The organism is Gelidibacter gilvus (assembly GCF_004115975.1).
Lineage (GTDB): Bacteria > Bacteroidota > Bacteroidia > Flavobacteriales > Flavobacteriaceae > Gelidibacter > Gelidibacter gilvus.
Genome location: NZ_SDDZ01000010.1, coordinates 51949 through 76611, shown reverse-complemented (window position 1 = coordinate 76611; position 24663 = coordinate 51949). Strand labels below are relative to the sequence as shown.

At 37.3% G+C, this 24663-nt stretch carries 22 protein-coding genes; 13 read left to right on the top strand and 9 right to left on the bottom strand.

Going from position 1 to position 24663, the window contains the following annotated elements; genetic code table 11:
- Positions 1-7: 7 nt before the first annotated feature.
- On the bottom strand, positions 8-613 hold the full coding sequence (locus tag ESZ48_RS14695) for a thiamine phosphate synthase (protein WP_129018258.1): 606 nt from the start codon (positions 611-613) through the stop codon (positions 8-10).
- A 175-nt stretch (positions 614-788) separates the two neighbouring features.
- A complete protein-coding gene (locus ESZ48_RS14690) occupies positions 789-1862 on the bottom strand; it encodes an endonuclease/exonuclease/phosphatase family protein (RefSeq protein ID WP_129018257.1) in 1074 nt (357 codons plus the stop codon).
- Between the two features lie 143 nt (positions 1863-2005).
- On the opposite strand from ESZ48_RS14690, the gene ESZ48_RS14685 reads away from it, so the two are divergent.
- From ESZ48_RS14685 to ESZ48_RS14675, 3 genes are read left to right on the top strand one after another with little or no spacing between them, the layout of a single operon-like run.
- On the top strand, positions 2006-2323 hold the full coding sequence (locus ESZ48_RS14685) for a four-helix bundle copper-binding protein (protein ID WP_129018256.1): 318 nt from the start codon (positions 2006-2008) through the stop codon (positions 2321-2323).
- Positions 2324-2341: 18 nt separating this feature from the next.
- A complete protein-coding gene (locus ESZ48_RS14680; protein ID WP_129018255.1) occupies positions 2342-3034 on the top strand; it encodes a DUF421 domain-containing protein in 693 nt (230 codons plus the stop codon).
- 14 nt (positions 3035-3048) lie between these two features.
- Complete coding sequence (locus ESZ48_RS14675) at positions 3049-4572, top strand: GH3 family domain-containing protein (protein WP_129018254.1); 1524 nt, start codon at positions 3049-3051, stop codon at positions 4570-4572.
- Here ESZ48_RS14675 and ESZ48_RS14670 read toward each other — a convergent pair.
- From ESZ48_RS14670 to ESZ48_RS14660, 3 genes are all read right to left on the bottom strand, one after another.
- Positions 4559-5170, bottom strand: a complete 612-nt coding sequence (locus tag ESZ48_RS14670; protein ID WP_129018253.1) for a hypothetical protein — start codon at positions 5168-5170, stop codon at positions 4559-4561. The two genes, ESZ48_RS14675 and ESZ48_RS14670, sit on opposite strands and share 14 nt — an antisense overlap.
- Positions 5171-5415: 245 nt before the next feature.
- Complete coding sequence (locus ESZ48_RS14665) at positions 5416-6687, bottom strand: hypothetical protein (RefSeq protein ID WP_129018252.1); 1272 nt, start codon at positions 6685-6687, stop codon at positions 5416-5418.
- 78 nt (positions 6688-6765) lie between these two features.
- Positions 6766-7335, bottom strand: a complete 570-nt coding sequence (locus ESZ48_RS14660; protein WP_129018251.1) for a thioredoxin family protein — start codon at positions 7333-7335, stop codon at positions 6766-6768.
- Positions 7336-7386: 51 nt separating this feature from the next.
- Here ESZ48_RS14660 and ESZ48_RS14655 point away from each other — a divergent pair, with 51 nt between their 5' ends.
- Together ESZ48_RS14655 and ESZ48_RS14650 are read left to right on the top strand one after the other, a co-directional pair.
- The gene (locus ESZ48_RS14655; RefSeq protein WP_129018250.1) at positions 7387-7722 is read left to right on the top strand and encodes a tRNA-binding protein; all 336 of its coding nucleotides are present in this window, start codon (positions 7387-7389) and stop codon (positions 7720-7722) included.
- 54 nt (positions 7723-7776) lie between these two features.
- A complete protein-coding gene (locus ESZ48_RS14650; protein WP_129018291.1) occupies positions 7777-8784 on the top strand; it encodes a 1-acyl-sn-glycerol-3-phosphate acyltransferase in 1008 nt (335 codons plus the stop codon).
- Between the two features lie 80 nt (positions 8785-8864).
- Here the strand turns inward: ESZ48_RS14650 and ESZ48_RS14645 are convergent, their stop codons facing one another.
- The 3 genes from ESZ48_RS14645 to ESZ48_RS14635 form a co-directional block, all read right to left on the bottom strand.
- Positions 8865-11372, bottom strand: a complete 2508-nt coding sequence (locus ESZ48_RS14645; protein ID WP_129018249.1) for a M14 family metallopeptidase — start codon at positions 11370-11372, stop codon at positions 8865-8867.
- A gap of 87 nt (positions 11373-11459) precedes the next feature.
- Complete coding sequence (locus tag ESZ48_RS14640; protein ID WP_129018248.1) at positions 11460-11855, bottom strand: PUR family DNA/RNA-binding protein; 396 nt, start codon at positions 11853-11855, stop codon at positions 11460-11462.
- Positions 11856-12031: 176 nt separating this feature from the next.
- Positions 12032-13786, bottom strand: a complete 1755-nt coding sequence (locus ESZ48_RS14635; RefSeq protein WP_129018247.1) for an ABC transporter ATP-binding protein — start codon at positions 13784-13786, stop codon at positions 12032-12034.
- Between the two features lie 121 nt (positions 13787-13907).
- Here ESZ48_RS14635 and ESZ48_RS14630 point away from each other — a divergent pair, with 121 nt between their 5' ends.
- The 5 genes from ESZ48_RS14630 (at position 13908) to tnpA (ending at position 18012) form a co-directional block, all read left to right on the top strand.
- Positions 13908-15008 carry a Glu/Leu/Phe/Val family dehydrogenase gene (locus ESZ48_RS14630; protein ID WP_129018246.1) on the top strand — a complete coding sequence of 367 codons (1101 nt, stop codon included), beginning with the start codon at positions 13908-13910 and terminating at the stop codon, positions 15006-15008.
- 111 nt (positions 15009-15119) lie between these two features.
- Positions 15120-16064 carry a transcription antitermination factor NusB gene (nusB, locus tag ESZ48_RS14625; RefSeq protein WP_223266465.1) on the top strand — a complete coding sequence of 315 codons (945 nt, stop codon included), beginning with the start codon at positions 15120-15122 and terminating at the stop codon, positions 16062-16064.
- 72 nt (positions 16065-16136) lie between these two features.
- Positions 16137-16694, top strand: coding sequence for a DUF1573 domain-containing protein (locus tag ESZ48_RS14620; RefSeq protein ID WP_129018245.1), 558 nt, complete (start codon positions 16137-16139; stop codon positions 16692-16694).
- A 20-nt stretch (positions 16695-16714) separates the two neighbouring features.
- A complete protein-coding gene (gene yajC, locus ESZ48_RS14615; RefSeq protein WP_129018244.1) occupies positions 16715-17020 on the top strand; it encodes a preprotein translocase subunit YajC in 306 nt (101 codons plus the stop codon).
- Between the two features lie 515 nt (positions 17021-17535).
- Positions 17536-18012 carry an IS200/IS605 family transposase gene (gene tnpA, locus ESZ48_RS14610; RefSeq protein WP_129018243.1) on the top strand — a complete coding sequence of 159 codons (477 nt, stop codon included), beginning with the start codon at positions 17536-17538 and terminating at the stop codon, positions 18010-18012.
- A 180-nt stretch (positions 18013-18192) separates the two neighbouring features.
- Here tnpA and pepT read toward each other — a convergent pair whose 3' ends face one another.
- Positions 18193-19431, bottom strand: a complete 1239-nt coding sequence (gene pepT / locus ESZ48_RS14605; protein WP_129018242.1) for a peptidase T — start codon at positions 19429-19431, stop codon at positions 18193-18195.
- A gap of 410 nt (positions 19432-19841) precedes the next feature.
- Here pepT and ESZ48_RS14600 point away from each other — a divergent pair, with 410 nt between their 5' ends.
- The 3 genes from ESZ48_RS14600 (at position 19842) to ESZ48_RS14590 (ending at position 24541) form a co-directional block, all read left to right on the top strand.
- Positions 19842-22709 (top strand): TonB-dependent receptor, encoded by a 2868-nt coding sequence (locus ESZ48_RS14600; RefSeq protein WP_129018241.1) that lies wholly within the window; start codon positions 19842-19844, stop codon positions 22707-22709.
- A gap of 70 nt (positions 22710-22779) precedes the next feature.
- A complete protein-coding gene (locus tag ESZ48_RS14595) occupies positions 22780-23823 on the top strand; it encodes a quinone-dependent dihydroorotate dehydrogenase (RefSeq protein ID WP_129018289.1) in 1044 nt (347 codons plus the stop codon).
- Positions 23824-23926: 103 nt separating this feature from the next.
- Complete coding sequence (locus ESZ48_RS14590) at positions 23927-24541, top strand: LysE family translocator (protein WP_129018240.1); 615 nt, start codon at positions 23927-23929, stop codon at positions 24539-24541.
- Positions 24542-24663 lie beyond the last annotated feature (122 nt).

Sequence of the window (24663 nt, the reverse complement as noted above, 5' to 3'; positions counted from 1 at the left end):
TATCAACTTATGGTTTAGTGATAATGGCATCATAAACGGTTTTTAAGTTCGTAAAATTTTCCAATGGCTCTTTGCTTTGCCAAAAATCTTCCATCACGACGATTCCTTTATAGCCTAAAGCAAAAATTTCATGTATAGTGTTGGCATCCAATTCAGAAACACAAAAAATTAGTTTATCAATGCCGTTAACATCACTTCGTTTTCTTTCAGAGGTAGTTTGGGTTTCTGAGGGAAATTGCGACCATAGAAAATGATAATCAAATTCGAAATCGCTGTGCTCCAAATCATTTAATTCATGAAACGCAGAACTGATGGTTTTTCCGAAAAGTTTTAAGTTTTTAAAATAACGGGTAGGTGATTCAATATACTTCCGCCGTTGTTCCTCTTCAAAGTGGATGCCCTTTAAATCAAAGTTATTCGTCAATTCATGAAAATGATGGAGAACGATTCTGTTGCGATATTTTGGGTCTATTTCAGTTATAAAATTGACATATTCTTGAGCAGTTTTATAGGGTTTTCTCAAATGATAACATTCTAGACCAGACTCGAAAAGCTGATCCAGAATTTGAGTTTCGTTTTCTATGTCTTTTTGGGGCGCTATAAGTACAATCATAAGCTATCATCAATTTCAGATGTAAAATCAATTTTAATTTCAGATGTTTTGGTGATTTCTGTTTACTCTTATTTCTCAAACTTGTTATAAATGCTAACAAGAATATTGTTGAGATTATAAAAATGATGTGAGACTTTATAAGGAGTAATTCTTGGTTTAAAGAATTCTAACATTTTTATGATCCATTTTTTGTTTTGAGCTTTTCAATTTGATTCCTTGCTTTTTCCAAATCCTCCTTTGATGCCGGTTTTGGCATTTGTGATTTTGCGCCTTCGGGTTCAAATGATAATTCTACATAAAAAGGAAAATGGTCAGAATCTATGGATTCGCAAGTTTTTAAGTCTATTAACCTAAATTCGGGTGAGACAAAAATATGATCTAAAGGCCATCGTAGCAAAGATTTTTTGGCATTAAAAGTATTATAAAATCCTCTTCCAACCCTAATGTCCAGTAATTCACTGGTATTTTGGAATAAAAGTGTTGTTGATGACCAAGGAATATCATTGAAATCGCCGATTACTATTACAGGAATTGGAGATTCACGTGCTAATTTTGCAGTCATCATAAGTTCGGCGTCCCTGTCGGTCGACAACGGGTTTTCTTGAGGCATCGGTGGTGTGGGATGTACGGCAAAAAGTTGAATTATATCGCCGGAAGGTAATCTTAATTTGCTGTGGATAGAGGGGATGGTATCTGTAACCATAAACTTGATTTCTGGGTTGATGAGTTCTAATTTAGAATACATCAAAATGCCATACGTATTGTCTAATGGCAGCTCAACTCTATATTTATAATCGGCAGACAAATGTTTAACAATGGCATCCTGCCATCGGTTATTGGCCTCTGTAAACACCATAACATCCGCATTGAGCTTTTCAATAATAGCGATCAAGCTATCATTTTGCTCGTTTTTCTGCAAGACGTTGGCAGTGAGTAGTTTAATCTTTTTAGTATTGGAAGTTTTGGTGGCATCGTGCACTTCTTTGGCGTAAAAAGGCGTATAAGGAACAATCTTTGAAAATTGAAAGATAAAGCATCCAATAAGGGCTGCAATGAATAAGTAGTCTTTAGAGTTTCTGAAATCGAATTTTATAAAATATATCAGAATGGCAATAAAAGTGAGTGTTGTAAGTTGAATTAGTGGGAAATCAAACATGCGTATCCACCAATAATCTGCTGGAATAAGTGGCAGCAAGGTGAAGAACATAGCAGTAAAACCAAAGCCAATAAGAAATTTTTTTAGATTCACTTTTTTGTGATTTTAGCATAAAGTAATTAAAAATTTTTTAATAATTGGTGCTCTTTCAGAATAAGAGTATAAGGGTTAATTTTTTTACGAATTGAATTACGCACATCCTCTTAAATTATTGAAATTGCATAAAACTCTTTTTTATGAAAACAGCGTATCAAAAATGTATTGAAGCCTGCCAAAAATGTTTGGTAGATTGTCAAAACTGTCTCGTTGAAATGGCGGGAATGAAAAGTATGAATGACTGCCCAAAATGCTGTGTAGAATGTATTGATGCCTGTTTGGTGTCCATAAAAATGATGGCAGCAGACAGTAAACATGCAGCGGAATATTGTAGATTATGTGCAGAAATTTGTGACTGGTGTGCCGAACAATGTGGTCAACACGATCATGAACACTGTCAGAAATGTGCTGAATCTTGTAGAAAATGTGCCGAAGAATGTCGTAAAATGGCCGCTTAAGAACTTTTTTTCATCAAAATGGAAAATGTTTTCGAATGGCCACGCGTTCTGATGAACGAGTTGCCCTATAGCTTTTTACTGGAAGTTGTTTTTAGGGTAGCGGTGATGTTCTTAGTGCTACTTGTATTATTGCGATTTGCCGGAAAACGCGGTGTCAAACAATTGTCCATTTTTGAAATGGTCATTATTATCGCTTTAGGATCGGCGGCCGGTGATCCAATGCTCTACGAGGACGTGGGGGTTGTGCCGGGCATCGTGGTGATAATAGTTGTGATCATTCTATATCGTCTCATTACCATGTTGGCGGTAAAAATTAAGCCTTTGGAACGTTTAATCGAAGGTGAACCAAAACTCATTATTGAAAATGGCGAATTTGTTTTAAACATTCTCAATAAGGAAAATTTGGCAGCTGATGAAGTGTATTCCCAATTGCGCTTAAAATCGGTAGAGCATTTGGGTCAGATTAAGTATGCCTATTTGGAAACCACAGGCGATATAAGTGCTTTTTTTTTGGAGGACGAGAAAGTAGGCTACGGTTTGCCAATACGACCAGAACTTCTCTATGGAACTTCCAGTGTACGCAGTTCGGGCACGTATTATTCGTGTACCTCGTGTGGGCATTCGGTGCCCTTGCAAATTGCTAAAGACACTTGTGAACGCTGTGGAAAAAAAGAGTGGTTAAAAAGTATCAATACAATTAGAATTTCTTAAAATAAAATCAACTCATGGCCATATTAGGTAATATTATCAAGGGAATCATTGATGTTAAAGATTCCTTTTCATCAGAAAAAAATCCTGTTGAAGAACAGCAAGACCTTTTAAAAAAGCTGTTGACCAAAGCAAAGAATACGGCGTTTGGTAAGCACTATGATTTTGAATCGATATTGGAATCGGAATCTCCAGCAACTGCATTTGCAAACCAGGTGCCTTATTTTGATTATAACAAAATCAATAGCGAATGGTGGTACCGACTTCAGGACGGTGAAGAAGATGTCACCTGGCCTGGACATCCTAAATATTTCGCTTTGAGTTCTGGCACAACAGGGAAAGAGAGTAAGCGCATTCCGGTTACCGATGAGATGATTGACGCCATTAAAAATACAGGAATACAACAGGTTTTTGCCCTCAGTAATTTTGATTTCCCAGCCGATTTTTTTGAAAAGGAAATTATGATGTTGGGCAGTTCTACGGAGTTGAAGGAGCATAACGATCATTTGGAAGGTGAAATTAGTGGCATTAGCGCTAGCAAAATTCCGTTTTGGTTTCGACCTTATTACAAGCCGGGAGAGGAGATTTCTAAAATAGACGATTGGGATGCACGTGTACAGCGGATTGCTGAAAATGCAGAAAACTGGGACATTGGCGCTTTGAGCGGAATTCCCTCCTGGATTGAGCTCATGCTTCAAAAAGTAATCAAACATCATAATTTAAACCATATCCACGAAATTTGGCCAAACCTTCAAGTATTTACCTCAGGTGGCGTTGCTTTTGGACCCTATGAGAAAAGTTTCAATGCCTTAATGGGACAACCCATTACAATTATTGACACCTACTTGGCCTCTGAAGGATTTATCGCTTTTCAATCACGACCAGATACTGATGCCATGAAATTGGTAACGGATGAAGGTGTTTATTTCGAATTTGTTCCTTTTAAACCTGAATACATCAAAGAAGATGGGTCTTTGGTTAAGGATGCGCCGTCCATCACTTTAAAGGATGTGAGATTAGACCAAGATTATGTGTTGTTGATGAGTACCGTGAGTGGCGCTTGGCGCTATGAAATTGGCGATACCATTATGTTTACAGATGTGGAGCGGGCAGAAATTAAAATTACGGGCCGCACCAAGTTTTTCCTGAATACGGTTGGATCGCAATTATCTGTCAATAAAATGGATGATGCGATGAAACATCTCGAAGCTGAGTTTTCGACTAAAATACCGGAATATACCATTTGCGCAAAACGCTGTGAAGATGATGAATTCTATCACTGTTGGTATATTGGCTCAGAAGATGCACTGGACGAGCAGCAGATTGTGGAAAGCTTGGACAACTTTTTAAAGGAAGCCAATAAAAATTATAAAGTGGCCAGAAGTAAAGCTTTAAAAGGAGTGAAGGTCACTTTGGTGAAACCTTCCGTTTTTCACGAATGGAGCGGAGCCAATAAGAAAAAAGGAGGTCAGGTAAAAATGGAACGGGTGATGAAGGCCGATAAATTCAAGGAATGGGAGTCTTTTGTTACTGAGCTATAGCCTCCGATTCTATTTTGCGTTTTTCGATGAGGTCCATAATTTCCTCTGGCGATAAATAATACTTTTTTATGCGCAATTTATAAGCATCGTGTATATCGGCATTGTTCAAGATGAAATCCTTAGTCTTTAAAATATAGTTTTCCATATTGTGGCGTATGGCATAGGTGTCTGCCGCACGTTCTGCTTCTACAATATGAGAATCAGAAAGAAGGTATTTAACTCCAAACCAGATCAAATTGAGTTTGCTTCTATTGGAATAATCCATGACATGACCCAATTCATGACCAATCCAACCGATTAATATATCTGAGGGAATATGCTTGGTCAAGAATTCTTTATCAGAAATCTTGAACTTTTCACTGATGAGAATCACATACCTCCTGTTTTTACGAGCTCTAAAAAAACTTCCAAATGTTGGTCTGGCCTGCATGGTCGATTTTTTTATGTTCTTTTTAAATCGAAACTCAATGTGGGTATCCCGGAGGTCAGGATAAAACTCTAAAGCCTTTTTTATTTCTTTAGATATGGATTCAGGAATAATGTGTTGGGCGTTCATTGACGTGCTAAAGATTATGATTAAGAAAATGAGGTATTTCATATTAGAGATCATAAAATACAGTTATTTTCAGGAAAAATCATGCCGTTTTAGGTTTATTTAACGAAATTCCATTAGAGTTAAATATTGATTTATTCGAGCTAACAATCCAGTTGTCGTCGCGCTGATATCTGACTTTAAATGCAGTTATTTGTTCATTCATATAGAATGTATTTTTTGCTCCAAAATTGAAGAAAAACGGCTTATTTTAGCCGTTTTTCTTATTTTAAAACTCCCTTTATGCTATTTTAATAGCATTCGAAACAGTTCAAATAATGACCATTGAACTTGACGTCTTCTGAACCTTTTAAGGGTGATGTTGGATATGGTTTTTCCACCAAGAGGCGTTGGAATTCCTTTGCGTAGGTTTGGAGTTCGTCTCTTCTGCTTTTGAGTTTGTTTTCAATTTCCAAACCATCCAATTTGTAAATCTGAGCTGGCCATTGACGTACCGCATTTTCGATGACCTGATCCGTCAACAGTTTTTGCAATTGCTGTGCTTCTTCAACAAAAACGTATTCCGGTGTACTCTTTAAAAAATAGACATCAAAATCTTGGATCAATCCCGGGAGGTAATCAATATCTTTTTGGAAAGGACGCATTTCAGGAGTGACATTTTTACTTGCAATAATATTGGGGACGATGCCACCAATATTGAAAAAGGCATTGTCTCTATCGGCAGGTAGCGGAATGGCAACCTGACCGTTCTCTTCTTCTTTTATGACCCATCCCCATTGTTTGGCATGTCTGTCCCAATCGCCAATAACCAAGTCAAATAGGCGCGCCCTTACCAAGGCGTGTTCGTCTATTTTAAGTGTGTCGCCACGTTTTAATTTGAGCTCCTGTAAATCGTCGGTTTCAATAATTGTGCTGACATTTTTAATGGTCGTCCAATTGGTTTTGCTTTCCGTTTCATGTTCGAATAGAAAAAGCTTGTTGCCGTAATCCTCATTGTATTCTTCCAGAGCCTCCTGTTTGGGGATAAAATAAACTTTTGGAGATGTATGTAAGATGTGTGCCGCATCGGCCAATAGGGCGACAACTGTTGCTGCATATGGGTGTTGTGCGGAAATGCCATCTATAATAATGTTTTCCAAACCTAATGTTTTTGCAAATTCAGGGATCAATGGTGCAGGCGTTTTGTTGATACTTCTTAGCGCGTATTTATTGCCGATACTATCCTGGAGCTTTAAGGATTTTGTTTGGTTGCCGCCACCTTCTTTTACGATGGTCAGACCACCTAAAAGTGTATCCAAAAACACAACTGGTACTTTTACTGGAGTGGCCCAAGCATCGCGATAATGCTCTCCTTGCATCATTTTTTTCAAATCGCTGGCTTCATACAGCGTGCTTGCTGAAATGGTCAGCGAATCATAATCCTTGAAATTAATTGTATTGACATTGTCAAGATTGACGATGGTGGAGGTCCCATAATTTTTAGGCGTGCTGTTTAATGACCAATATAGTAGAATAATAAAAAGAACAAGTACAGCGCCAATAGTTATGAAGATTTTTTTCATGGGGTGTTCTGTTTTATTGCGTTTGAGGGTGTCAGTTTAATTTTCCTGTTTTAGTGGCAGAGGATAAAATTTTGATGCTTATTTTCGATTTTCAGGTCGCCATTTTATATTGCAGCCAATACTTGGTTTTTGATCCTGCGAGATGGGTTGATTATTCAGAAGGGCATTGAGGGCGTTTCCGATATCCTCTCCCGTTACCGGAATGTCATTGCCAGGTCTTGAACCATCAAGTTGACCTCTATAGACCAATTCCAAATGAGCGTCAAAAACATAAAAGTCCGGAGTGCAGGCAGCATTATAAGCTTTGGCAACCTCTTGGGTTTGATCATAGAGATAAGGAAAAATATAACCTTCATCTATGGCGGTTTTTTTCATAAATTTTGGCCCATCCTGTGGATAGTTTTCGATGTCATTACTTGAAATAGCTACAAAATCGATGCCCTTGGATTTATATTCTTTTGCTAATTGTACCAATTTTGAATTCACATGGATTACAAATGGGCAATGATTGCAAATAAACATAATGACGGTACCATTTAGACCTTTACAATCATCCAAAGTGAGCTTTTCATCACTCACGGTATCCATCAGTTTAAAAAAGGGTGCCTTTGTTCCTAAAGGCAACATGTTTGAAGGGGTTTGAGCCATGATTTTATCTTTTATCTTGTGAATTAGTTTAAGTTTAACTACATTTTGAGCATGGAAAAGATAGTAACTTTTGAGGAGTTCACCAAAGTTGATTTACGCATAGGAACTATTGTTGAGATCAATGATTTTCCCGAGGCAAGAAATCCTGCCTATCAATTAGTTATTGATTTTGGTGCTTTGGGAATTAAGAAATCTTCCGCACAAATTACCACACTGTATTCGAAGCAAGATTTGTTGAACAGACAAGTTGTAGCAGTCATAAACTTCCCAAAGAAGCAAATTGCAAAATTTATGAGTGAATGCTTAGTTGTTGGTGCCGTAAAAGATGGTGACGTGTTTTTATTGCGACCAGAAATGCAAGTGTTAAATGGATCAACCGTAGCCTAAACCATAGAACAATTGAGGAATAACAGCAGATTGAAATTACTATGGTTACACAGCATGAGAAGTTATATCCGATTGGCTCTGTTTTTTTATTATAAAAAAATCGAGATCAACTATAAGGAGCATCTTCTTCCAAATCAACCAACGCTCTTTCTGGGAAACCATCAAAACGGCTTGATGGATCCGCTTCTCATTGCCACCAAAAAAGGACAGTTTTCTTATTTCTTGACTAGAGCCAGTGTTTTTCAAAAACCGTGGATGAGCAAATTTTTGCGAAGTCTATTGATGTTGCCTGTTTATCGTGTTCGAGATGGGTGGGACAGTTTGTCGAATAATAAAGCCATTTTTAAAACCTGTTCGAATTTACTTCATGAAAATAATGCCATCGTTCTTTTTCCAGAAGGGAACCATAATATAAAACGGCAAGTGAGGACCTTGAGTAAGGGGTTTACCAGAATTATTGCCGAAACTTTAAATGACCATCCAGATATTGAAATCAATTTAGTGCCCGTAGGTTTTAATTATAGAAGGCCGGAGGAATTTGGTGACCATGTAGTCTTAAACTTTGGAGCGCCTTTATCATCAGAAAACTACAAAACACTACCATCCAATGCAACAGTTTTAAGATTGAAACAAGATGTGTATGATGCTTTAACAACAGTCACAACGCATATTGATGGCGAGGATTACGACGAAAAATTGCAAAAGTTAGAAGCTTTAAATGCGGATTTTCTTAATCCGGGAGCCGTTAATCAATGTGTCACAGCTGAGTTTAAAGGCTGTAAAAGCCAATCCAAACAAAAGCACAATCCGATAAAGGCGATAGCCAAAATAGGATTGTGCATTTCTTTATTTCTACCTTATGCGATTTGGAAACTTATTCTGGTACCAAAAATAAAGGAACCAGAATTTACGTCTACATTTCGTTTTGCAGTAGTCATAAGTTTGGTGCCGATTTTTATGATTGTGATTGCTGTTATATTATGGCTTAACTTTGGAATTCTTTATGCGCTTATATATTTGACAGCTGTGCTTATTTTAGATGTGATGGCCGTTAAATTATAACTCTGGAATTTCATTTTAGCTACTTTAGTTTTTGTTAGACCTGTAGTTTTAAACGAAAATGAGTTATTAATCAGTTACAATTATAGTTCGTCTCTAAAAAATATAGCATTCATCATTAATTTATTGGTTCCAAACCAAAACGCCCTAAAATTGGTGTTGTCCGTAAACGCAACTACTTTACCTCGTTTCATGCGCTGCATTTGGTAAGGTACCGTCAATGCTAAACTATCCAAGTTTGGCTTGGATACATAGCCACTCAATAATGGGTTTTTAGTGTATTGTATAGGGTTGTTGTAGCTCTGTTTGTCTGGGTTGATATATAAAGTAGAATTTCTAAATACAGGAAGTTTGTCATTCTTATATCCAAAATTAATAGGATGGGAGCGGTCCAATTTCACTTCAAATATGGCACCACCAATCACTTGGGCTCCACTATAATCGCTACGCTGTTCAAAAGTTATATTTTTGGCGACACGTTCCGATTTTTTGAAATCGAGTTTCATGAATTTGTTAGTGTTCAACCAACGCAGGGTGTTTTTAAATCCAATGAGCGTTCCGCCATTTTCAACCCAAGTGGCTAATTTTTCAGTGTTGCTTTTATCGAGAGTACCACTTGGCATAATGATGGTGTTATAGCGACTCAAATCGACACGACCTAAATTATCAGTATCCAATTTGGTTAAGATCATGTCATAACGCTGGTCAAGTAAATGCCAGATTTCTCCTGCATCATAAGATGAAATTCCATTACCTACAAGAAGGGCGATTTTTGGAAGGGTCAAAGGTTTGAATTCGCTGCTTCCTAAGTTAATCCCTTCGGTTAGACCTGTTGAAACAGCATCTATTTGCACGTGGCCATCTTTGGCTAATTCATTTAAAAACTGATAAAGCTCATCAGCGTTTTTAGATTGATTTTGTACAGGAATTAAGATGGTGCCGTAATCGTATTTTTTGTCCTTAGTTCCGAACTGTTTCATGGCAACTTTGGCCATTAAATCGTTTTTGAGAATGGCGTTGAGCACTTTTGGTGTGTAATACTCGTGCCATTCCATTAAATAGGCATAATCACTTTTAGATGATACTTGCCCTGGTTTCATTTTTAAATCCAACACTTTTTCGCCCAAATGTGAGGCCAGAACGCCTTCCGCATAATCTAAATTAAAAGCCAGTGGCAAAGTCCACGCGGACACATCATAGAATAAGCTGTCCTGAAACGTCGTTCGCTTTTCGAACATGGCATTGATCAGTCGGGTGTTTTTCTGATTTTTAGGTACGACATAGCTGTGGCCTTTTTTGAATTGTTTGCCATCTATCGTGGCATCGTCCTTAAGGTCATAGATTTCAATTTGATGCCTTCTCAATATCTCGGCCAATTCATAGGTTTTGGCGGCATCTTTTGAATCTCCAAAAACGATGTTTTTTCCTTTTTCCTTAATTCCTTCCCCACGTGCATTTTTAAAAAAATCATGTTGGTATTTTAAGATTTCTTCACGCATGTCATGACCTGCCTCCAAAGTGGATAATGCTGCAGTAAACTGATTGCGGATGGTAAATGGGAAGGTTAATATGCCATTGTCACTTTCCTGAATATGGCCTCTAGAACTCGCTTGTTCAAATAAGATACCTATACTTCCATTAATGTCAGGGAAGGTGGAGCCTTTTCCATAGTAAAAATCGTCAAAACTTTCTTCAGTATAATAAAAGGAACCAATTTTGTCAAAAGCCTTAGCGTGGAAATTGCCAATGCGCTTTGTCAAATCCTGATTTAATTGCGGCGTTAGCGGATGGGTTCTGCTCGGAATTCCAGGTTGGAAAAAGAAAGAAGAGTTGGTCCCCATTTCATGATGGTCCGTCAGGATATTTGGCAGCCATTTATGGAAAGTTTCCAGTCTTGCTCGAGATTCTGGCAGTTGTACCGGCAACCAATCTCTGTTCATATCAAACCAATAATGGTTGGTTCTACCTCGTGGCCAGACTTCATTATACTCACGATCATTTGGATCAGGGTTTAAGTTTTTGCTTTTATTGGAGTTTGCCCAAAATGCAAAACGCTGTAAACCATCGGGGTTGAAAGACGGATCAAAAAGCACGACCATGTTGTCTAGCATATTTTTGACTTCGCTACTTTCTGCGGCAGCGAGATAATACGCCACCAAAAGTGCAGCGTTGGAACCACTGGGCTCATTGCCGTGAATTGAAAATCCCTGGTTGACCACAATAGGCATATTGCTAGTGTTTACGGACGCATTGTCTTCCGTAGCCGAAATGTGTTGCTGACGGATGGCATCAATATTTTCGTGGTTTTTTGCTGAGGTAATAGTGAGCAAAACTAAAGGTCTGCCTTCGTAGGTAGTACCTCTATTTTCGAGAGTAATTCTATCTGAACTTGCAGCCAAAGCTTTCATGTATTCTACCAACTTATCATGAGTGATGTGCCACTCGCCAACTTCATGTCCAATAACAGACTGTGGGGTAGGAATGGATTTGTCATAAGTAGTGTTTTGTGGTAAATAATACGATAGGTCCGTCTGTTTTTGTCCAAAAATGAAACATGACGTCAAAAGACACAAGGTGAATAGGAATCTCATTCTCATAAGTATTTTAGTTAAAGTATAAATATAAAAAAACCGCTACCCAAAGTAACGGTTCCTATAATAATTTTGTCGTTTGTTAGTTTAAATATCCTCAAACTTGATATCAGTAAACCTTTCAGCCGATGTCATCGGATCTGAATCTAAATCTGAATTTTCGTCTTCTGAATCAGAATCTTCTTTTTTGAAATCTTTCTGATGGCGTTCGCTGATGACTTCATCACCTTTTTCATCAATGACATAGTCGGTCATTTCTTTTAAAATCTCATTAAATTCACTAAAATCTTCTTTGTACAAGTAGATTTTATGTTTTTTGTAGTGAAAAGATCCATCATCATTCGTGAATTTCTTACTTTCTGTGATAGTGAGGTAATAATCTCCAGCTTTTGTGGCTCTAACGTCAAAGAAATAGGTTCTTCTTCCTGCGCGCAATACTTTAGAGAATATTTCCTCTTTCTCCATCATTCCGTGATCACTCATATTTTTTTATTTTAATTAGTAACGGTTTACGTACCAAAAATCTAAAAAAAAAGATTAGTAACCAACAATTTCTGATATTTCTTTTAACTAATGATAAAGAATCGGCTTGTAACAATCTAATAAGGTCTGCTGCGCGATTGAGAATAAGGAATTTAGATGATAAGATTGAGTTGAGGTTATTGGTTTTCAGTCAGCTGTTTTATATAAAGCTCTTTGTAGTAACCGTCTACATCAATTAAGGTGTTATGGTTTCCTTTTTGAATGATTTGGCCGTTGTCTAAAACAATTATTTTATCGGCGCTTTTGGCCGAAGAGACACGATGGCTGACAATGATGGTGGTCTTGCCCTTAGTAATCGTCCTGAGGTTATTGAGGATTTTTTCTTCAGTTTCCGTATCTACCGCCGATAGACAGTCGTCAAACAATAAAATTTGCGGCGCCTTAATAATTGCTCTTGCAATAGAGATCCGCTGCTTTTGTCCACCAGATAAGGTAATGCCTCTTTCACCTAAAACAGTGTCATAACCTTTAGTGAACCCTTTGATGTTTTTGTGAACATCGGCATTTTTTGCTGCGGCGATGACTTCTTCTTGCGTCGCATCTTCTTTTCCGAACATGATGTTGTTTTTGATGCTATCCGAAAACAAAAACGCTTCTTGCGGGACGTAACCTATATGATTTCTTAAGCTTACTAAATTAAGATCCTCAATGGGGGTGTCATCAATTAATATCTCGCCAGAAGTCACATCATACAAACGCCCAATAAGGTCTAAAACAGTCGATTTTCCAGAGCCTGTTTTGCCAATAATAGCCATTGTTTCGCCTTTATTGAGTTTAAAGCTCACCTTGTTCAAGGCTTGAATGTTCGTGTCAGGATACGTGAAGGATACGTCCTTGAATTCAATGGTGCCTTCAATATGGGATGGTTCAGTAGCATTGTTTTTTATCGTTGGCTCCAGCTTTAGAAATTCATTGATCCGCTTTTGTGAGGCTTCTGCCTGTTGCACTACGGAAGTTACCCAGCCCACGGTAGCAACGGGCCATGTTAAGAGGTTCACATAAATAATGAATTTTGCAATGACTCCTAAACTTTCGATTTCGCCATCAATATATTGCTTACCGCCTATGTAGATAACGATGATGTTGCTTAAGCCAATTAAAAAGATCATCAGAGGGAAAAAAAGCGCTTGGATTTTTACCAAATCAATGTTTTTTTGTCTGCTTTCTGCGGAAAGCTCATCAAAATCAGCATTCGTCTTGTCTTCAATACCATACGACTTGATCACGCTGATTCCGCTAAACGTTTCCTGGGTAAACGTAGAAAGTTTTGCAAGCCATTGCTGCACGATGGTACTGCGTTTGTGGATAGACTTACTTAAAATATAAATGAAATAAGAAAGGATAGGCAAAGGGATAATGGTATACAGCGTGAGCGTGGGTGCCGACCTGAACATTAAAAAAATCGCAATGATAAATAGCGTTACGGTGTTGATGCTGTACATTATCGCAGGTCCGGCGTATTCCCTGACTTTACCAACGTCTTCACTGATACGGCTCATTAAGTCGCCAGTTCGGTTAGACTTGTAAAAATCTAACGATAACCTTTGGTATTGTTGATAAACTTCATTTTTTAGATCATATTCGATCTCTCGTGAGACATAAATAATAGTCTGACGCATGGCAAAGGTGAAAACGCCACCAATAATCGCCGCACCAATAATATATAGGATGTTTACGAGCAATTCACTTTTAACGACTGCAAGATCTGTGGTGATACCTTTTCTGTAATTATCAATGACATCTACTGAATTACCTACCAATTCTGGAGTGAAAAGAAGAAAAATTCGAGCAACAATCGTTATTAAAATCCCTGCTAATAATTTATATCTGTACTTATAGAAGTACTTATTGACGTGCTGTAATTCTCTCATCTATAATTATTGGTCGCTTGCGTTTTATGAACCCTATAAATTACGACTGTATTTTTGCTATTACTCGGGTATTGGTTTATTTTTGAAATATCTAATAAAAACTCAGAACAAATTTAAACATATGGATTCAAAGGTCATAAGTTCAAAAGAGCTTTCAAAAGTAGACCCTGTATTTGGCCAGATTTCTTTCGATAATCATGAGCAAATTGTTTTTTGCAACGACAAAGATACTGGTTTAAAAGCAATAATTGGCATTCATAATACGGTTTTAGGACCTGCTATTGGTGGTACAAGAATGTGGAATTATGAGAATGAATGGGAAGCATTAAATGATGTTTTGAGGCTGTCGCGAGGAATGACCTTTAAATCTGCAATTTCCGGATTAAATTTAGGAGGCGGTAAGACGGTGATTATTGGGGATGCAAAAACTCAAAAAACACCTGAATTGATGCGCAAATTTGGTGAGTTTGTAAATTCTTTGGGCGGGAAATATATTACTGCTGAAGATGTTGGGATGACCACCGAGGATATGGACACTGTTAGGGAAGTGACGCCACATGTTGTTGGGATTTCAGAGGCTAAAGGCGGATCTGGAAATCCGGCTATAAATACAGCTTATGGTGTTTTTATGGGGATGAAAGCTGCCGCAAAATTCAAGTATGGATCTGATGTGTTGGAAGGGAAATCAGTGTTTGTGCAGGGTGTTGGAAACGTTGGTGAAGCCTTGATAGGGCACTTGTTGAAGGAAGGTGCTAAAGTGACCATTACCGATATTAATCAGGAGCGCCTGGAGAGTGTCAGGAACAAATATGACGTTGTCATTTATGAGGGTGACGATGTATATAGTCAAGAAATGGATATTTATGCGCCTTGTGCTTTGGGAGCTACCATTAACGATGCTACCATCAATAAAATAAAAGCTCAGATCATTGCAGGTTCTGCCAATAATCAATTGGCTGAAGAGCGGCATGGCCTCATATTACAGGAAAGAGGAATTGTTTTTGCCCCAGACTTTTTAATCAATGCTGGAGGTCTCATTAATGTGTATGCGGAAATTGAACCTTGCGATAAGCAAGAAACCATTAAAAGAACTGAAAATATCTACAATACCACTTTGGAAATTTTAGAACGTGCTGCCGAAAGTGGTCTCACACCAAATGTTGCTGCTTTAAATATGGCTAAAGAGCGTATCCTAAAGCGAAAAAATGAAGAATTGAAATAAGCTTAAGATATCCATGTCATTTTTTTTCGAAGTTATAAATTAATACTATTTTTGCACGGCGAAAATAGCAACAATGCTTTTCGCCTTTTTTAATTTAATAAGTTCTTACAAATGCTAAACAGAAGACATATTCGTATAAAAGTGATGCAAACCCTTTATGCGTTTGATGGAGATGAAGGTGACGATTTCGGAAACCACCAAAAGTTTTTACTCCAAAGTCTTGAACACATGTACGATTTGCATCTTTTGATGCTGTCACTTTTAATTGAAGTCCAAAAGAGGGCTGAAGATTACCAAGATAAGTCGCAAAGAAAAATTTTAGCAACACAAGAAGAGAAAAATCCCAATAGAAAATTTATCAATAATCAAGTTCTGCAAATCTTGAATGAAGACGTGGCGCTTCAAATTGAGATTGAAAAACGCAAGATCGATTATTGGTATCTGGATTTTGAATATGTGGATATCATTTTTAAAAGCATCATTGAAAGTGATCTTTATAAGGATTATATGTCCAGTAAAGTGTCTGATTTCAAAGAAGACAAGGACTTTATTAGTGATGTGTTCACTGAAATTATTGCACCCAATGAGAAACTTTACGAGTATATAGAAGATAAAAAACTGACTTGGTTGGATGATTTGCCTGTAGTTAATACGGGAATTCTAAAGATGCTCCGAAAATTGAAAAAGGAGAATAAGCCCAATTTCTTCACACCAAAACTATTTAAGGATACTGAGGATAAGGAATTTGCCACGGCATTATTCCAAAAAACCTTACTGAATAAATCAAAATTCAGCAAGGAAATTGCTGCCAAAACCCAGAACTGGGACGCGGAACGTATCGCTAATTTAGATGCAGTTTTGCTTCAAATGGCTATTTGTGAATTTCAGAAATTCCCGTCTATCCCTGTAAAGGTGACCATTAACGAGTATATCGATATTGCCAAGGAATATTCTACACCTAAGAGCAGTTTCTTTATTAACGGCATTTTAGACAAGATTGTTAAGGAATATAATGAGAATGGCGAATTAAATAAAATAGGGAGAGGGTTGATGTAATGGGAAATAATTACTATTTTTACACCCTCAAATTTATTTTAAATTGAACATTTTAATCAAATAAATAATACAATGAAAAAATTAATGTTAGGTGTTAGCGCACTTTGCTTAGTTGCCTTTATGTCATGTAAAGAAGATGCTACGGCAAAAATTAAATCGGAAAATGTTGCAGAAGCAGCACAAAGAGATGCCAACTCAGGAAATTTTGCATCTGTGTCGTTTGAAGAGACAGAACATGATTTTGGTACCATAAAAAATGGAACCCCTGTTGAAGCTATTTTTAAATACACAAATACAGGAAGCTCTCCATTAGTGGTCAGTGATATCAAAAGTACTTGTGGATGTACAGTACCTTCAGATTGGACAAGACAAGTTGCTCCAGGAGAAACTGGCGAATTTAAAGTGAAATTTGACGGAAAAGGAAACGGTGTAGTTACTAAATCCATCACGATGACCACCAATACCGAAAGAGGTGCTGAAACGGTTAGAATCAAAGCAATGGTTGAAGGAGATCCTAATGCACCAATGCAGCCAGCTGTTCAACAAACAGGAGGAACACAATCTATTATGCAACAGCCTGCTCGTAAATACAGCACGCAACCAGGTCACGAAGGCCATAATCACGACTAACAAATTATAATTAAGAATTAATGGGAGAAGGAATAAGTTCGTTTTTACCTTTTATTGCGATGTTCGCTGTAGTGTATTTTTTTATGATTGCACCACAAATGAAACGCGCCAAAAAGGAAAAAAAGTTTGCAAGTGAGTTAAAAAGAGGCGACAGAGTAATTACCAAAAGCGGAATGCACGGTAAAATTGTCGACCTAAATGATAAAGATAGCAGTTGTGTTATTGAAACCATGGCAGGGAAAATCAAGTTTGATCGTTCTGCAATTTCAATGGAAATGAGTAGCAAGCTCAATGTAGATCCTGCAACTACGACAACCACAAAATAACTTTTGCTTATAAATTATGAAAGCCACTTCAGTTGAAGTGGCTTTTTTTGTTTTAAGGATTCTCATTTTATGGGTAAATTATAGATGTCGCTGCGCTGCAGCTCGAACGGGTAATGATTGTTTTGCTACAAAGATGGCGCAACTACGTTGCTAAAATGATTGCATGACTACTTAATTATTATTAGCAGTAAGATTGGCAATTGCTGTAAAACATGGTTTAATTATTACATCATAAAGATTTAAGAATTACAATATTTTCAAGGTTGATTAGAGTATTGCAGTTCAATAATCAGATCATTTTTTTTGTTGAATTAGTGAATTGTAAATGAGTGCTTTGCGGATTTGATAGCCGTGATCGCATAGTTTAGGATTTCGTCATATTATTACTTTGGTAGTTGAGAAATAACACTTGAAGTATTATGGAATTATATTTTTAATAGCTCCGTAGGAGCAACATCTTTGTAATTAAAAAGAACCCGTTAATCCAAGCTCCGTAGGAGCGTGATCTCTATAAAATGGCTAACACATTCACCCAAATGTACGTTCAAGTTATTTTTGCTGTTAAGGGGAGAGAAAATTTAATATCTGAAATTCATAGGGAAGAAATTGAAAAATATAGCTGTGGAATTATCAATAACAACAAATCCAAACCAATTGCTATCTACTATAATCCAGACCATGTACACATTTTAATTGGTATGAATCCCTCCTTGTCATTTTTAGATTTGGTTCGAGATATTAAGGCAGATTCATCAAGATGGATCAATCAAAAACGGAGGATTAATGGGCAGTTCAGATGGCAAGAGGGTTATGGTGCCTTCACCTATTCAAAATCGCATGTAGATAAAGTTGTAAAATATATCTGGAGACAGTCGGAACATCATAAAAAATTGTCATTCAAACAAGAGTATCTGGAATTGTTAAAGCGCTATGACATAGAATTCGAAGAAAATATCTTTTTGAGTGCGATGAATAAAATTAATAATGGATGATTTTCTGTAAATGGGTTGAGTTCATACTTTAATTTTATCTATTGTAAAACCCATTCTCAGTCAAGAAAATGGGTTTAATTTTATTTAATAACATGCTTTTTTGTCTTCGTGTTTTAAAGTTTTATGTGTCCTGTTTATTCTTTTATAATTATGGACAAAGTAATGTATACAAACTGTGACCTACTTCTTCAAAGCCACCAACTCAGCTATCTTACAAATCACTTTTGTAGCTTGGATCATGCTCTCCACTGGAACATATTCGTAACGGCCATGGAAGTTGTGGCCTCCGGCAAATATATTCGGACAAGGTAAACCCATAAAACTTAATTGAGAGCCATCCGTGCCGCCTCTTATGGGCTTGATTATCGGCTTGATGTTAAGTGCGATCATGGCTTCTTCTGCAATATCTACAATATGCATTACAGGTTCAATTTTCTCTTTCATATTGAAATATTGATCCTTGATCTCAATTGTCACAACTTCTCTTTCATATTGGGTATTCAAGTCGAAGGTAACTTGAAGCATAGCTTCCTTTCGAGCTTCAAAATGCGCCATGTTATGGTCTCTAATAATATATTTTAAAACCGTTTCCTCAACAGTGCCTTGAACGCTTGCCAAATGGAAAAAACCTTGATAATTCTCGGTGTGTTCTGGAGTTTCCAGCATAGGTAAAGAATTGATGAATTCGGTAGCAATATACATGGAGTTGATCATCTTTCCTTTGGCGTACCCAGGATGCACAATTTTCCCTTTCACTTTTACGGTGGCACCTGCAGCATTGAAATTCTCATATTCCAATTCGCCTATTTGGCTGCCATCCATAGTATAGGCCCATTCTGCACCAAATTTCTCAACATCGAATTTATGCGCCCCGCGGCCAATTTCTTCATCAGGTGTAAAACCGACACGGATGTCGCCGTGCTTGATTTCAGGATGTTGAATCAGGTACTCCATAGCGGAGACAATTTCCGTGATTCCAGCTTTGTCATCCGCGCCCAGAAGTGTGGTTCCGTCGGTTGTGATAAGCGTTTGGCCTTTGTATTGCAACAAGTCATCAAACAGGTCAGGCGAGAGGATAATTCCTTCTTTTTCATTCAAAACAATGTCCTTACCATTATAGTTTTTAATAATTTGAGGTTTGACATTTGCGCCCGTGAAATCTGGAGAGGTATCAAAATGGGATACAAACCCGATGACAGGAACCTCATGGTCAACATTACTGGGTAGTGTTGCCATGATATAAGCATTATGGTCGATGGATACGTCTTTCATCCCAATGGCAGTGAGTTCCTTAACGAGTAAATGTGCCAAATCCCATTGCTTTTCAGTACTTGGTGTGGTGTCTGAATTTGGGTCGGACTCCGTGTCAATAGTGACGTAACTTATAAATCTATCAATGATGTGTTGTTTGTCAATCATACTTTTTTAATTTATTGTGCAAAATAAAGAATATTCATAATAAGAATAACGCCTTTAAATCTATTTTAATTATTATTTTCTATTCTTAAGCGTTGTGTTATTTCCTTTGTTTTAGCTTATTTTTTGAATTATTTTCTTATATTTGGTTAAGATGCTTTAAAAAATGCATTTCCTTTAGAAAACATATCCCCTTTCTATATTAGCTTACTCCGCTTTTTATCGTTGTGCTTAAGATGTTAAAAAATAGGCAAAAGTAATTTATTGTTCACCAATCCTAAAGTTTTCAAGATACATTCTAAAATTGGATTGGTCGAATGTTGTCCATTTATATTATCGCTATTCAATTTTTTTAAAGTTAAAAATTTTCATTGAAATAAATACAAACAACTTAATCCTTAAAACAAGTAATTATGAAAAAAAACTACCTATTACTATTTTTAATTCTTTTTTCTTATTCTCTTTTTGCCCAGAAGGTTTCTGGTGTGGTTATAGATGAGAATAACGAACCCTTAAGTGGTGTGACAATTATAGTCAAAGGCACATTGTCTGGGACTATAACGGATTTTGACGGTAAATATGAGATAAAAGCTGATATAGGACAGAAATTGGTTTTTTCTTATGTGGGGTACAATAATCTCGAAAAATCAGTAGAAGGCACAACACTCAATGTGATCATGAAAGCGGGTGTTTCATTACAAGAAATCACTTTGATTGGAAGTAGAAATCCTGCGCGAACTGCTGTTAACTCATTATCTCCGGTAGATGTTATTGATGTTACGGAACTTGCCTCAGTGAGTCCTCAAGTCAATCTAAACCAGATTTTGAATTTTGTAGCGCCTTCATTTACATCCAATACACAAACCATTGCCGATGGAACTGACCATATTGACCCTGCGTCATTAAGAGGGCTTGGGCCAGATCAAGTTTTGGTTCTTATTAATGGAAAACGCCGCCATACATCATCACTTGTTAATGTTAACGGAACCTTTGGACGGGGAAGTGTTGGGACGGATTTAAATGCGATTCCAACCGCATCGATAAGACGTATTGAGGTGTTAAGAGATGGTGCTGCCGCGCAATATGGTAGTGATGCCATTGCCGGTGTAATAAATATTGTACTCGACAATGCCACTGATGAATTGAAGTTAATTGTGACCACTGGAGCAAATTTCACTAAAAACGCCAATGAACAAACTGGAGGCGTTGATGGTGCTACAACTAATATTAGTGCAAACTACGGTTTGAAACTTGGAGATAGAGGAGGTTACATCAACTTTACTGGTGATTTTGATTACAGAGATGACTATAACCGCATGAAAGAATGGGAAGGGAGTATTTTTAACCGGTATAATACTATAGAGCGTGTTGCTTCTAATGACGGGTATGATATCTCTAAATTGTTAGATAATGATGTAGCCGATGTGATCAAATACGGAAACCAGGCAGGTTTTAATCTTGATCCTAACGCCTCGAAAGCAGATCTTCGCACCATCCTAAGTGCTAATAATACGGATGCTGAACTAGCGAGCAGAAATATGACCCGATCAGATTTTAACATGAGAGTGGGACAATCTGAAGTAAGAGGAGGTCGGTTTTTTACTAACTTTTCTTTGCCTTTAGATGACAAAGGCTCTGAGTTGTATTCATTTGGAGGACTCAGTTCACGTACAGGAAATTCTGGAGGCTTCTATCGTTTGCCTAATCAAAGTCGGACTTATACCCCAGCGTATATCAACGGGTTTTTACCAGAAATAAATTCTACTATTAGTGACCAATCACTTTCAGTTGGGATTAAAGGTAAAGTAGGAAATTGGAATGCCGATTTCAGCAATACTTATGGCAGGAATGCATTTGCGTATGTCATTGGAAATACCTTTAATGCCTCCTTGCAAAATGCATCGCCAACAACCTTTGATGCTGGTGGGTTCAACTTTTCACAAAACACCGTAAATTTAGATCTTAATAATTTTTACGAGGATATTTTCTCTGGACTTAACGTCGCCTTCGGAGCGGAATATCGTCTGGAAAAATATGAAATCGTCGCTGGACAAAAGGATTCTTATGAGCAATATACTGCAGCAGGAGAGGCTATAACAACATCTACCCAACAACCGTCTGTTGATTTCTTTGGAAGTGCAAGACCCGGTGGTTCACAAGTGTTTCCTGGATTTAGTCCAAAAAACGAAGTGAATAGAGGACGAAACAGTGTGGCCGGTTATATTGATTTAGAAGCTGATATCACCGATTCATTCCTGTTAAGTCTTGCGACCCGATTTGAGAATTATTCAGATTTCGGATCTACTATTAATTTTAAATTGGCAGCGCTTTTGAAAGTCAATGAAAGCTTAAATCTTAGAGTTGCGGGTAATACCGGTTTTAGAGCGCCTTCATTACATCAATTGTACTTTAATTCAACCTCCACCATTTTTGATCAAAATGGAGATCCTCAAGAAGTCGGAACATTTGCCAATGATAGCCGTGCGGCAAAATTATTGGGAATCCCAGAACTTAAACAAGAAACCTCAAGAAGTATTAGTGCAGGTTTTACAGTGAAATTGCCTGAAGCACGAGTTAATATTACATTAGATGGTTATTTTGTTGGCATAGACGATCGCGTAGTTTATACAGGACAATTTGAAGGTCCAGGAACAGGGACTGAGCTTGATAATTTATTGTCTCAAGCCAATGCCACTGCAGCTTCTTTTTTCGCCAATGCTATTGATACAGAGTCAAAAGGGATAGATTTAGTGATTACCCAAAGTATGAATATTGGAAGCAATATGATATTGAAAAATGATTTGTCTGCAACTTTTTCAAAAACTAAACAAGTGGGACCTATTAATGCGTCTCGTGTTCTTGAAGATGCAGGGTTAGTGGATACTTATTTCCCAGAAGACAGCCGCATTTATTTGGAAAAAGCAGTGCCGAGTACAAAAGTAAACCTGTCCAATACCTTGAGTATGGGCGACTTTACTTTTTTCCTGCGAAACGTGTATTTTGGAGAAGTGACTGAAGCGACAACAGATATCAACTTACAAGAAGTGTTGAGTTCAAAAATAGTTACGGATCTTTCAGTAGGTTATAAAGTATCTGATAGCTTTCTGGTTACAGTTGGTGCGAATAATTTATTTGATATCTATCCGGATCGTCTTAGTAAAGATATTAATGGAATGGGGAACAACCGTAGTGATGGACGTTTTGACTGGTCTAGAAGAGCACAGCAATTTGGAGTTGGTGGACGATTTTTATTTGCTAGACTTAGCATTTCGCTTAAATAAAAGTAAATTTTAAAAACTAAATAATATGAAAACTACCCTATATTTGGGTAGTTTTTTATTTTTGACAGTTATGTATAAAACCATCATCCGACCGTTACTTTTCAAGTTTGATCCTGAAAGAATCCATCATTTTACATTTTCGATGCTTCGTTTTACGAACCAAATAGGATTGGGCAGTACTTTTCGAAGAAAGTTTAAGATAGAGAACCCGAAGTTAGAACGTGACCTTTTCGGATTAAAATTCCCAAATCCTGTCGGATTAGCGGCTGGATTTGATAAAAATGCCATGCTTTACAAAGAGCTATCCAATTTAGGGTTTGGTTTCATTGAAATCGGCACGGTCACACCAAAACCACAGGATGGAAACGAAAAACCACGTTTGTTTAGATTAAAAGAAGATTCAGCCATTATAAATCGCATGGGTTTTAATAATGCTGGTCTCGAGGAAGCGGTAGAGCGTTTGAAAAACAATCCTGTACAAGGCGATAAGAAACGTGTTTTGATTGGTGGAAATATCGGAAAGAACAAAATCACCCCTAATGAAGATGCTGTAAACGATTATATGATCTGTTTTGAAGCGCTTTTTGATTATGTCGATTATTTTGTGGTCAACGTCAGTTCTCCAAACACCCCAAATTTGCGTGCATTACAGGAAAAGAAACCATTGACCGATCTATTGCAAACCCTTCAAGACAAAAATAATTCTAAGGAAAAACGAAAACCGATCCTCCTTAAAATCGCTCCAGATTTGACTGACGAGCAACTTTTGGACATAATAGACATTGTTTCCATAACCAAAATTGATGGCGTTATTGCTACCAACACGACCATTGCTCGAGAAGGATTGAAGAGTGATAACAAAAACGAAATGGGAGGTTTGAGTGGAAAGCCCTTAACAAAGCGGTCAACTGAAGTCATCCGGTTTTTAGCAGATAAAAGCAATAAGGCATTCCCAATAATTGGTGTAGGAGGGATCCATTCCGCCGAAGATGCTTTGGAGAAATTAGATGCTGGCGCCGATTTGATCCAACTCTATACCGGGTTTATTTACGAAGGGCCGAAATTGATAAAGGATATTAACAAAGCGATTTTGGCAAAACAACTAAGGAGTTAAAGGCAGAAGATGTACTATAAATTACCGCTCCTATCAAATAGTTTTAATAAATGTCCGTCTAAAATCTTGTTTCTAGAAGCGCAGCGATCTTAGGTCTTTTTTTATGATAGAAACTCTCCTTTCTTTTTCAGTTGCTACCCTTGCTTTGGCCATAGCACCGGGGCCAGACAACATTTATGTGTTGACCCAATCTTTGGTTAATGGTACTAAAAGCGGCATCGCCACAACGGCTGGTCTTATAAGTGGCTGTATTGTGCATACGACACTATTGGCGTTTGGTATTTCAGCAATTATTACAGCTTCAGATGAACTTTTTTATGGAATAAAAGTTTTGGGAGCTTGCTATTTACTTTACTTGGCATTCAAAGTTTATAAGAGTGATGATCACATCTCATGGTCAGAAGATGCACCCAAGAAATCCTACATGCAGCTTTTTAAAACGGGAGTGATCATGAATTTGGTAAATCCGAAAGTCATGATTTTCTTTTTGGCATTTTTCCCCGGCTTCCTTTGGGATAAAGATGGAAATACGGTGGTTCAATTTTATATCTTGGGAATTACATTTATGGTTGTTTCTTTCATCATCTTTAGTGCTATCGCATTATTGGCAGGGCGTATCTCCAAATTCATAATAGAAAGAAAAGGTGTTGGCACTTTTTTAAAATGGCTCCAGATTGTTGTTTTTGTAGGTATTGCACTTTATATAATTGCAGCTTAAGAAGAGCCTTTGTTTTGGCTTAAACTTCTTTTATTGGGAATTCAATGGTTTGATTTCAAGATGATTTGCTCTTTTTTGACGATGAAAATTAACGTAATAGATGTAATTTAGCCAGGAACCAA